Origin of the sequence: Streptomyces apricus (assembly GCF_008369065.1) — a bacterium.
Lineage (GTDB): Bacteria > Actinomycetota > Actinomycetes > Streptomycetales > Streptomycetaceae > Streptomyces > Streptomyces apricus.
In genome coordinates, this window is record NZ_VDFC01000050.1 from 24,151 (window position 1) to 35,042 (window position 10,892).

9 protein-coding genes and 1 pseudogene are annotated in these 10,892 nt (G+C 71.5%); 5 read left to right on the forward strand and 5 right to left on the reverse strand.

The annotated features are described in order from the left end of the window. A partial coding sequence (locus tag FGF04_RS30375) for a hypothetical protein (protein WP_149514645.1) occupies window positions 1-272 on the reverse strand: 272 nt, incomplete at its 3' end. A gap of 182 nt (window positions 273-454) precedes the next feature. Between FGF04_RS30375 and FGF04_RS30380 the strand changes: the two genes are divergently transcribed. After that, window positions 455-1,672, forward strand: coding sequence for a pyridoxal phosphate-dependent aminotransferase (locus FGF04_RS30380; RefSeq protein WP_149514573.1), 1,218 nt, complete (start codon window positions 455-457; stop codon window positions 1,670-1,672). 262 nt (window positions 1,673-1,934) lie between these two features. After that, window positions 1,935-3,038, forward strand: a complete 1,104-nt coding sequence (locus tag FGF04_RS30385; RefSeq protein ID WP_149514646.1) for a hypothetical protein — start codon at window positions 1,935-1,937, stop codon at window positions 3,036-3,038. A gap of 41 nt (window positions 3,039-3,079) precedes the next feature. Here the strand turns inward: FGF04_RS30385 and FGF04_RS30390 are convergent, their stop codons facing one another. Beyond that, window positions 3,080-3,607 carry a YbjN domain-containing protein gene (locus FGF04_RS30390; protein WP_149514574.1) on the reverse strand — a complete coding sequence of 176 codons (528 nt, stop codon included), beginning with the start codon at window positions 3,605-3,607 and terminating at the stop codon, window positions 3,080-3,082. Window positions 3,608-3,808: 201 nt separating this feature from the next. Next, window positions 3,809-6,391, reverse strand: a pseudogene (gene clpB, locus FGF04_RS30395) (ATP-dependent chaperone ClpB); the annotation flags it as partial. 130 nt (window positions 6,392-6,521) lie between these two features. On the opposite strand from clpB, the gene FGF04_RS30400 reads away from it, so the two are divergent. Beyond that, on the forward strand, window positions 6,522-6,935 hold the full coding sequence (locus FGF04_RS30400; protein ID WP_149514575.1) for a pyridoxamine 5'-phosphate oxidase family protein: 414 nt from the start codon (window positions 6,522-6,524) through the stop codon (window positions 6,933-6,935). Between the two features lie 193 nt (window positions 6,936-7,128). Here the strand turns inward: FGF04_RS30400 and FGF04_RS30405 are convergent, their stop codons facing one another. Beyond that, window positions 7,129-7,464 (reverse strand): Rieske (2Fe-2S) protein, encoded by a 336-nt coding sequence (locus FGF04_RS30405; protein WP_149514576.1) that lies wholly within the window; start codon window positions 7,462-7,464, stop codon window positions 7,129-7,131. Window positions 7,465-7,855: 391 nt separating this feature from the next. Between FGF04_RS30405 and FGF04_RS30415 the strand changes: the two genes are divergently transcribed. Then, window positions 7,856-8,842 (forward strand): helix-turn-helix domain-containing protein, encoded by a 987-nt coding sequence (locus tag FGF04_RS30415; protein WP_149514577.1) that lies wholly within the window; start codon window positions 7,856-7,858, stop codon window positions 8,840-8,842. Continuing rightward, on the forward strand, window positions 8,839-9,822 hold the full coding sequence (locus FGF04_RS30420; RefSeq protein WP_149514578.1) for a helix-turn-helix transcriptional regulator: 984 nt from the start codon (window positions 8,839-8,841) through the stop codon (window positions 9,820-9,822). Before FGF04_RS30415 ends, FGF04_RS30420 begins: the two co-directional genes overlap by 4 nt. On the opposite strand, the gene FGF04_RS30425 is transcribed toward FGF04_RS30420, so the two are convergent. Further along, complete coding sequence (locus FGF04_RS30425) at window positions 9,785-10,819, reverse strand: helix-turn-helix transcriptional regulator (protein WP_149514579.1); 1,035 nt, start codon at window positions 10,817-10,819, stop codon at window positions 9,785-9,787. The genes FGF04_RS30420 and FGF04_RS30425 overlap by 38 nt on opposite strands. Window positions 10,820-10,892 lie beyond the last annotated feature (73 nt).

Consider the following 10,892-nt stretch of genomic DNA (forward strand, 5'->3'; position numbering starts at 1 on the left):
CCCCCGCCGCATCCGCCGCCGCCCCCGCAGGAGGAGCCGCCGCCGCAGGACGAACCGCCGCCGCACGAGTGGTGACCCGACGAACCGGACGAGCAGGAGTGGGAGTGGGAGCCCCCGTCGCTGCCGCTCACCCCGCCGTCACCGGCCCACCAGCTGTCGCTGTTGCGGCGCGGACGCCTCCTCCCGCCTCCCCGCGACACGGATGCGGTCCGCGCGACGGCGACCACCACGAACATCACGACGAACACCGCCAGGATGATGCCGAAAACCATGGCGCCACCCTCCTTCCGTTCCCCCGAAGCGGCCCCCCGTGGGCCTTGCTTCTCGTCTGTTTCCTGCTCCGACTCCTGCTGTCCTTGCTGTTACTGCCGACTTGCTCCTTGCGTGGCGGGGTGATGCCCGCCCGTCTCACGCACCAAAGCAGAGTTGAGCAACTCCAGAGGTTGAGCGCAGGATGGCCGTCATGACCTCCAGTGCACGTCGTCCCCTTCTCAATCGCCGGCTCGCCGGGTTCGGCACGACGATCTTCGCCGAGATGTCCGCCCTCGCCCTGAGCACCGGGGCGATCAACCTCGGTCAGGGCTTCCCCGACACGGACGGACCCGAGGAGGTCCGGGAGGCGGCCGTGCGGGCGCTGCGCGACGGCCGGGGCAACCAGTACCCGCCGGGCCCGGGCGTCCCCGAGCTGCGTACGGCGGTCGCCGCGCACCAGGAGCGCCGGTACGGCCTGGCGTACGACCCCGCCACCGAGGTCCTGGTCACGGCCGGTGCGACGGAGGCGATCGCGGCCTCCCTGCTGGCCCTGCTGGAGCCCGGCGACGAGGTGGTCGCGCTGGAGCCGTACTACGACTCGTACGCGGCCTGCATCGCGATGGCGGGCGGCACCCGGGTGCCGGTCACCCTGCGGCCGCACGAGGAGACCGTCGACGGGACCGTGCACCGGCGCTTCCGGCTGGACCTGGACGAGCTGCGGGACGCGATCACGGACCGCACCCGACTGCTGCTGATCAACACCCCGCACAACCCGAGCGGCACCGTCCTCACCCGCGAGGAGCTCACGGTGATCGCCGGGCTGGCCGTCGAGCGGGACCTGCTGGTGGTCACCGACGAGGTCTACGAGCACCTGGTGTTCGACGGCGCCGAGCACGTCCCGCTGGCGAGCCTGCCCGGGATGCGCGAGCGCACGGTCACCATCGGGAGCGCCGGCAAGACCTTCTCGTTCACCGGCTGGAAGGTCGGCTGGGTGACGGCGGCGCCCGAGCTGGTCACGGCGGTGCGCTCGGCGAAGCAGTACCTCACCTACGTGGCCTCGGGCCCCTTCCAGTACGCGGTCGCCGAGGCGCTGGCGCTGCCCGACGCGTACTTCGAGGCGTTCCGCGCGGACATGCTGGCCAAGCGGGACCTGCTGAGCGCGGGGCTCACGGAGGCGGGCTTCGGGGTGTTCCGGCCGGCCGGGACGTACTTCGTCACCACCGACATCCGGCCGCTGGGCGAGAGCGACGGCTTCGCGTTCTGCCGCGCCCTGCCGGAGCGGGCCGGGGTCGTCGCGGTCCCGAACGCGGTCTTCTACGACGACCGCGAGGCCGGGGCGCCCTTCGTGCGGTTCGCGTTCTGCAAGCGGACGCCGGTGCTGGAGGAGGCGGTGAGCCGCCTCAAGGCGCTCGCCGGCTGAGGCGCGGGCGTCCGACCGCCCCGACCGCGCCGACCGCGCCGACACGCCCGGCAGGGTCCGCGGTCCGCTGTCACGGCGCCGCGCCGCGGCGGTGGGAAACCGGTGGAATCCGGACCCGCCCGGCCGCGCGGTGCTCGCAAATGGGCGGGATTGCCCTCAATCTGCTCATGTGACCCTCGCACCTGCCCTCGCGCCCGCCGTCACGCCACCGGCCACCGAGGGCCGGGCCCGCCGTCCCCGGCGCCCGGTCCCGGCCGCGACGATGGGTACGGCCCTGGGACTGTTCCTGGCCGCCCGGCTGCTGGGGACCGCGGTCGTGGCCGCGGCCGCGTGGGCGGCCGGCCAGCACCCCGTGCTGCTGCTCGGGCGGTCCTGGGACTCGATCTGGTACCTGCGGATCGCCGGAGCCGGCTACGGGCGCAGCCTGCGCTTCCACCCCGACGTCGTCCACAGCGACCTGGCGTTCTTCCCGCTCTACCCGGGGCTGCTGCGCGGCGTCATGGAGCTCACCCCGCTCAGCGGTCCCGCCGCCGGGCTGCTGGTCTCCTGGACGGCCGCCGGGGTCGCCGCCTGCGGGATCTGGGCGATCGGGGCGCGGCTGCACGGCCGGGCCGTCGCCACCGTCCTCGTCCTGCTCTGGGGGCTGCTGCCGCACTCCGTGGTGCTGTCGATGGCGTATACGGAACCGGTGCTGACCGCGTTCGCCGCCTGGTCGCTGCACGCCGTCCTCACCGGCCGCTGGGTGTGGGCGGGCGTCCTCGCGACGGGCGCGGGGCTGGCCCGGCCGAACGGGTTCGCAGTGGCGGCGGCGGTCCTCGCGGCAGCGGCGTACGAGCTCTGGAGGCGGCGCGGAAAAGTTACCCACAGGCTGTGGACGGGCGCGGCGCTCGCACCGCTCGGCTGGGCGGGGTACGTGCTGTGGGTGGGGCGGCGGCAGGGCGACCTGTTCGGCGGGTACTTCGAGGTGCAGCGGCTGTGGGGCTCGCGCTACGACTTCGGCCTCGGCGCGCTGCGGTTCGTGCGGCACCTGCTGCTGGAGGGCGACCGGCTGGTCTTCCCGATGTCGATGGTGCTCGTCGCGGCGGCCCTGCTGCTGTACGGGCTGCTGGCCGCGGACCGCGCTCCTCTGCCGCTGCTGGTCTACGCGGGCGTGCTGCTGGCCGTCGCGGCAGGCGGCGACGGGTTCTTCGAGTGCAAGCCGCGGTTTCTGCTGCCCGCCTTCCCGCTGCTGCTGCCGCTGGCGTGCGCGCTGGTGCGGACGGCGAGAGCCCGGCCGTGGCACGCGACCCTGGTGGTCGGCGCCCTGGCCGGGCTCTCGTTCGCGTACGGGGCGTATCTGGTCGTGCTCGCCCACAAGCCGCTGTGAGGACCGCCGGTCCGGGAGGGGATCCCGGCCCGCCGTGAGGACTACTGGTCCTCGTCGGGCTTCTCGGCCTCGTCGATCTCCTGTTCGAGACCGAGCTGCTCGACGAGCCACTTGTCGAACTCGATGGCGGCCCGCACCCAGCTGACCGTCGACGACACGAAGTGCTCCAGGCTGACGCCCGTGCCGATCAGCATCTGCGCCTCGCCGATCAGGCGGACGGTGCCGTCGTCGTGCGTGTGGCTGTAGACCTTGGGCCACAGCGTGCGGCGGTTCCAGTCGTCGATCGACTCAAGGAGCTGCTGCTTCTGCTCGATCTCGTGCGGCCGGTCGTAGAACGTCCGGACCGAGAAGACCTGCTGGTCACCCTCGCCGCGGAACATGAAGTACGTACGGAACTGCTCCCACGGCGCCGCGAGGTCACCCTCGTCGTCGACGACGTACTTCAGCTCCATCTGGTCCAGGAGCTGCTTCACGAGGTCCTGGTCCGGGACGACGGGGCCCGCCGGTCCGCCGGGGTTCGGCTCTGGCTGGCCCCCGAAGTTCGGAATCGAGGACGGGTCGATGCTCACCGTGATTTTCCCTTCGTACGGATCCCGCCATCCTCCCCCATGCGGGGCGGGGGCCCGCAACCCCCGCCCCGGCCGGTGACGGAATTCCGCTCAGAGCGTCTTGCCGGGCACCGGACCGCCCGCCGGACCGTTCTCCGCGCCGCTCGCCACGCCACTCGCCGTGTCGCCCGCCGCGCCGCCCGCCGGTTCCTCCTCGCCCGCGGTCGCCGGGCCCACGATCAGTCCGTCGCCGAAGGCGTCCACCCGGACCGTGTCGCCGTCCTTGACCTCGCCCGCCAGGATCTCCTTGGCGAGGCGGTCGCCGATGGCGGTCTGGACGAGACGGCGCAGGGGACGGGCCCCGTAGGCCGGATCGTTGCCCTCCAGCGCCAGCCAGGCCAGCGCCGCGTCCGTGACCTCCAGGGTGAGCCGGCGCTCGGCGAGCCGCTTGGCGAGCCGGCCGACCTGGAGCTTCGCGATGCGCTCCAGCTCCGGCCCGGTCAGCGCCGAGAAGACCACGAGGTCGTCGAGCCGGTTGAGGAACTCCGGCTTGAAGGAGGCCCGCACCACCTCCAGGACCTGCTCCTTCTTCTGCTCCTCGCTCGTCAGCGGGTCGATCAGGAACTGGCTGCCCAGGTTCGAGGTGAGCACCAGGATGGTGTTGCGGAAGTCGACCGTGCGGCCCTGCCCGTCGGTGAGGCGCCCGTCGTCCAGGACCTGCAGCAGCACGTCGAAGACCTCGGGGTGCGCCTTCTCCACCTCGTCCAGGAGCACGACGCTGTACGGGCGCCGGCGGACCGCCTCGGTGAGCTGGCCGCCCTCCTCGTAGCCGACGTAGCCGGGGGGCGCGCCGACCAGGCGGGCCACGCTGTGCTTCTCGCCGTACTCCGACATGTCGATGCGGATCATGGCCCGCTCGTCGTCGAAGAGGAAGTCCGCGAGCGCCTTGGCCAGCTCGGTCTTGCCGACGCCGGTGGGTCCGAGGAAGAGGAACGAGCCGGTGGGGCGGTCCGGGTCGGCGATGCCCGCGCGCGTGCGGCGCACGGCGTCGGAGACGGCCCGCACGGCCTCGCCCTGGCCGATCAGGCGGCGGCCCAGCTCCTCCTCCATGCGCAGCAGTTTCTGCGTCTCGCCCTCCAGGAGGCGGCCCGCGGGGATGCCGGTCCAGGAGCCGACCACGTCCGCGATGTCGTCCGGGCCGACCTCCTCCTTGACCATCGTGTCCTTGGTGACCTCCACCTCGGCCTCGGAGGCCTCCTCCAGGTCCCTCTCCAGGGTGGGGATCTCGCCGTAGAGCAGCTTGGAGGCGGTGTCGAAGTCGCCGTCGCGCTGGGCCCGCTCGGCCTGGCCGCGCAGCTCGTCGAGCTTCTCCTTCAGCTCACCGACCCGGTTGAGGGACTTCTTCTCCTTCTCCCAGCGGGCGGTCAGGCCGCGCAGCTCCTCCTCCTTGTCGGCGAGGTCGCGGCGCAGCTTCTCCAGGCGCTGCTTGGAGGCCTCGTCGGTCTCCTTGCCGAGCGCCAGCTCCTCCATGCGCAGCCGGTCCACGACGCGCTGCAGCTCGTCGATCTCGACGGGCGAGGAGTCGATCTCCATACGGAGCCGGGACGCGGCCTCGTCGACGAGGTCGATGGCCTTGTCGGGCAGGAAGCGGGAGGTGATGTACCGGTCGGAGAGGGTCGAGGCGGCGACCAGCGCGCTGTCCGCGATGACGACCTTGTGGTGGGCCTCGTAGCGCCCCTTGAGGCCGCGCAGGATGGCGATGGTGTCCTCGACGCTCGGCTCGGCGACCAGCACCTGCTGGAAGCGCCGCTCCAGCGCCGGGTCCTTCTCGATCCGCTCGCGGTACTCGTCGAGGGTGGTCGCGCCGACCATGCGCAGCTCGCCGCGGGCCAGCATGGGCTTCAGCATGTTCCCGGCGTCCATGGCCGAGTCCCCGCCGGCGCCCGCGCCCACCACGGTGTGCAGCTCGTCGATGAAGGTGATGATCTGCCCGTCGGAGTCCTTGATCTCCGCGAGCACGGTCTTGAGCCGCTCCTCGAACTCGCCGCGGTACTTGGCGCCCGCGACCATCGCGCCGAGGTCGAGCGAGACGAGCCGCTTGTCCTTCAGGGACTCGGGCACGTCGCCCTTGACGATGCGCTGGGCAAGCCCCTCCACGACGGCGGTCTTGCCGACGCCCGGCTCGCCGATGAGGACGGGGTTGTTCTTGGTCCGCCGGGACAGGACCTGCACGACGCGGCGGATCTCCTGGTCGCGGCCGATGACGGGATCGAGCTTGCCGTCCCGGGCCGCTGCGGTGAAGTCGGTACCGAACTTTTCGAGTGCCTTGTACTGGCCCTCGGGATCCGGGGTGGTCACCCGGCGCCCTCCCCTGCTCTTCTGGAACGCGTCCAGCAGTTTCTCGGCGCTGGCCCCTTGCCGGGAGAGTACGTCGCCGGCCGCGCCGCCCTTGGCGGCGATGCCGATGAGCATGTGCTCGGTGGAGAGGAACTCGTCCCCGAGCTCCTTGGCCCGCTCGGACGCGTCGGCGATGACCGCGAGCAGCTCCCGGTTGGGCTGCGGCGGGGCGACGGTGGAACCGGTGACGCTGGGCAGCGCGCCCAGGACGCGCTCGGCGCCGGTCCGTACGGCGGCGAGGTCGGCCTCGACCGCGGCCAGCAGGTCGGTGATGTTCTCGTTCTCCTGGCCCGCGAGCAGGGCGAGCAGCAGGTGCGCGGGGGTCAGGTCCGGGTGGCCCTCGGACACGGCCCTGCTGCTGGCCGCGTTGATCGCGTCCCGGCTCCTGTTGGTCAGCTCGGCATCCACGTTCGCGTTCTCCTCCTCGTACTCGTACCCGTGCCCGTGCGTGTACTTCGGTGTTGGCTGACCCAGTCAACGTACACAAAGTTGAGTCTAATCCACTCAAGGGGGTGGCGGGAGGCGTACGGTTCCGCTCATGGCCTCGTACCCCGTGAACCCGCGCGATCCCGGCGAGCCGTATCTCGGCTTCTGGCGGGAACGCCACCTGTGCACCCTGACCACCTTCCGTCCCGACGGCACCCCGCACGTGGTGCCGGTCGGAGTCACATACGATCCGCAGGCCGGTCTGGCTCGGGTGATCGCCGACGGATCCAGCAGGAAGGTCCGCAACGTGCTGGCCGCCGGACCCGACGGCATGGCGGTCGCCGTCTGCCAGGTGGACGGGCGGCGGTGGGCGACGCTGGAGGGGCGCGCGACGGTGTCCTCGGACCCCGAGCGGGTCGCGGAGGCGGTGCGCCGGTACGCCGAGCGGTACACGAGGACACCGAGGCCGAACCCGTCCCGGGTGGTCGTGGAGATCGCGCTGACGTCGGCGATGGGCAATCCGTGAGCGCGGCGGGCCCCGTGCGCCCACACGGCCGGTTTTCGCCCTTGTGGAGCCGGGAACCGGCCTGAAGCATTCCTGTCGCGGCACGTCTTTCACGACGTGCCTCAAAACTGCAGCGGCGTCACCGTGTTCAGGTCACGGTGACGCCGCTGCGGGGGGAAGCGCCTGAGCGATCTACAACGACGGGGGAATCGCGTCAGGCACTGCGGGGGGTGGCTGAGATGGTTCGTACGTCCGGGGCTTCCGGCTCGACCAGCCGATGGTCGCGCTGATCGAGGTTCACAAAGATCATTCCGTACCGGATGGCGCACCGCACCGGCTGCGGCGCCCCCCGGGGCCGTCGCAGACAGCGGTACGCCCGCACGTCGTCCTCGTCGTCCCGGGTCACCACGACCGGCTCGCCGAAGACGGTCACCATCAACGAGTCACCGCTGTGGGGGATGGCGGTGGCCAGGTCGATGAAGTGCCAGCCCGAGCGATAGGCGGTGGCCATTTCCCTGCGGAAGGAACGGTCGTCGGGAGGAGTCGTCATGTCAGCCCCCGATGCTGCCGTCTACCGGAGGTGCCGGCCAGCTGGTGTCGAAGTCCGCCGGACTCACCGGTGCCACCGGATCCGCCGGGGCCGCCGGCCAGCTGGTGTCAGGGGGGACAGCGGCGTTCCCGGCAGCCGCCGGCCAGCTCGTGTCCGCTCGAACGTCGTCCTTCGCGTCGGAGAAGCCATTCAGTGTTCCGAAGGCCACAACGGCGGAGAAGACGGCGACAAGCACCGAGCGAAGCATTCTCTTACCCATAGTCGGCTTCGTCCTCACTTGAAGGTCCCTCTCCCCCGTCGGATACGACGATGGCTCATTCGGGCACGTCATGGCCACATAATCGATGCATCATGTTCCTGCACGTTCAGGCTCCTGGGGGGTGGAGATTAGATGGTTAAACGGTCCAAACCGACACATCCCCATTCGGTGACCGAGCTGTGCGAAGAGGGTGGGCGTCTCTATGCGAATGCGCTCCGCACGGGACGTATCGCCCGCGAAGAGGTCGAGTCGGCCCCCTGCTTGATGGAGTTCGACCTCCTTCACCCCGATCCGGACGACGTGGGCTGGTTGCGCCCGGTCCCGCCGATGGTGGCCCTGGCTCAGCGGCTCAACCCCATAGAGCGGGAAATCACGGCGCACCGGCGGTTGTCGATCGAACTGACCGATGCTTTCGAGCCGTTCATGGCGCTCAGCGCCCAGGCCACGGCGCCCACCCACTCCATCACGGTGCTGGAGGGCGGTGAACGGATCAACGCGGCGCTCAATCTGGCCACGGCCCAGTGCCAGACCGAGGTCCTCACGATCCAGCCGAGCAACCGCATCTCCGAGCGCAACCTGATGCACGGGCTGGAACGGGACAGGCCGCTGACCGAGCGCGGTGTCCGGATCAGGACGCTGTACCAGCACACGGCCCGCTACAGCCAGGAGAAGCTGGCCTACGTGGCCCAGCTGTCCAACGGCAAGGTGGAGTACCGCACCATCGACGAGCTGGTGGAACGGCTGATCATCTGCGACGAGACCGTCGCCTTCATCCCCACCCGCGACGACCAGCAGGTCGCCCTGGAGCTGCGCCATCCGGGCCTCGTCCGCTACCTGATCAAGGTGTTCGAGTTCGTCTGGGGCCGGGCCGTCCCGCTGAGCGCCGGCGCCCCGTACGAGACCGCCCCCGACGGCATCACGAACATCCAGCACTCCATCGCCAAACTGCTGGTGGAGGGCCACGTCGACGAGGCGATAGCCCGCCGCCTCGGCATGAACGTACGGACCTGCCGGGCCCACATCGCGAAGCTGGCCACCGCCCTGGGCAGCGGCAGCCGGGCACAGCTCGGTTACCTCATAGCCGAATCCGGGATCCTGAAACAGGACGTCGCGGAATGACGTCTCCACATCCGGTACATGGTGTGGAGGAACTGTGCGCGGCGGCCGCGGAGGTCTACGAACGGGCCCTGCGCGAGGGCCGCGTGCACGGTGCGGACGCCGACGGAGCCCCCTGCCTCGTGGACCTCGGACTCCTGCGCCCGGCCGTCGAGGACCCGGGCCGTCTGGAGCCCGTCGCCCCGGTCGTCGCACTGCACCGGCTGCTGCGGAGGTCCGGCGAGCGCATAGCGGACGAGCGCCGGCGCGAGGACCGGCTGGCCGCGGCGTTCGAGCCGCTGATGCGGATCGACGGCCGCCGGACGGCGCCCGCGGACACACCGATGATCGCCGTCCTCAGCGGCTCGCAGCAGATCAACGAAGCCATCACCGAGGCCATGGCCCGCGCGTCCCGTGAACTGCTCACCGTCCAGCCCCACACCCACACCGGTGAGCGCCGCCACACGGCCGAGGCCGTCGCCCTGGAGCGCGACCAGGCCCTGCTGGACCGCGGCTGCCGGATCCGCACCCTCTACCAGCACACCGTGCGCCACTCGCCGACCGTCCTCTCCCGCTACGAGCAGCTGGAGGGCGACGTCGAGGCCCGCTCCCTGGACGAGGTCACCGACCGGCTCATCCTCGTCGACCGCGACATCGCCTTCATCCCCGCGGACCGGGACGGCAGCCTCGCCCTGGAAGTGCGCCACCCGGCCCTCGTCGGCTACTTCGGCACCACCTTCGACCGCCTCTGGCGCCTGGCCACCCCCATGCACCCCGTCGCCGTCCAGCGGCCCTCCCTGAACGGCATCACCCCCCGCCAGCGGGCCGTCGCGGGGCTCCTCGTCGAGGGGCACACCGATGCCGTGATCGCCGAGCGGCTCGGGCTGAACGTCCGTACCGCCCGCGTCCACATCGCCAAGCTCGCCTCGGTCCTCGGCAGCGAGAGCCGGGCCCAGCTCGGCTACCTCATCGGCCGGTCGGGGATTCTGGACCAGGAGCACTGAGCGGCTGGAGCTCCGGGGAGCGCGGCGGGCCGTCCAGGCCGGCCTGGGCTATCCGCACCCCCAGCTGCGTACGGCTGGCGGCGCCCAGCGTCTCCGACAGCCGGGCTATGTGCGCCCGGCACGTCCGCACGCTGATGCCCAGGCGCTCCGCGACCACCGCGTCCTGGTGCCCCTCCGCGAGCAGGGCCGCGATGGAGCGCTCGCGGTGGGTGATGCCCTCGATGCCGGTGTCCGGCAGGGGCGCGGTCAGGGGGATCGCCAGCCGCCACAGCCGTTCGAACACGGTGACCAGGTAGTCGACCAGCGCCGGGTGCCGCAGCTCCAGCGCGACCGTGCGGTCGGGGCTCGCGGGGATGAACGCCACCGTGCGGTCGAAGACGATCAGCCGTTCGGTGACCTCGTCGAGGGTGCGGGCCTCCGCCGCGTCCTCCATCAGCTCCATGTAGTTCAGCAGGCCCTGGCCGTGCCGGGCCACGTGCGTGTACAGGTCGCGCATGCGCACGCCGCGGCGGCGCAGCGCGAGCGCCCGGTGCAGGCCCTCGGAGAGCTCGTCCTCGCGGCGGATGCCGCCCGGCTGGACGGCCAGCACCTCGGAGGTGCAGGCCTCGGTCGCCTCGTCCATCGCGGCACGGATCCGGGGCAGTCCGTCGAGCACCCGGAGCGCCATCCCCTCGGCGGGTGAGCGCGCGTCGCCGCCGAGGGCCGCGTACCACTCGAAGGCGGAGACCGCCTCGCCCATCCGCGACTGCGTCGCGACGACGTGCTCGTGCATCTCGCGCAGCAGGCGCGTCATGACCTCCTGCGGCGAGGTCGGCACGAGCCAGCCCATGTCGTCGGGGTCGGGGTGCAGCAGCGCCAACTCGACCAGGCAGGGCACCGTTTCGGCGTCCTCGCGGGACACCCGGCCGCGCCGCACCGCCCGGGAGTAGACCCGGTCCCCGGCATCGCACAGGCGGTCAGCACCGTGTGGATGCGCTTCCGTCCTGTGCCCGGCCATCTCCCCAACCCCCGGTTCCAGCCTCTTCGGAGCGCAACTATGCGCGGCCGACCCCGCCTCCGCAATACGGCTC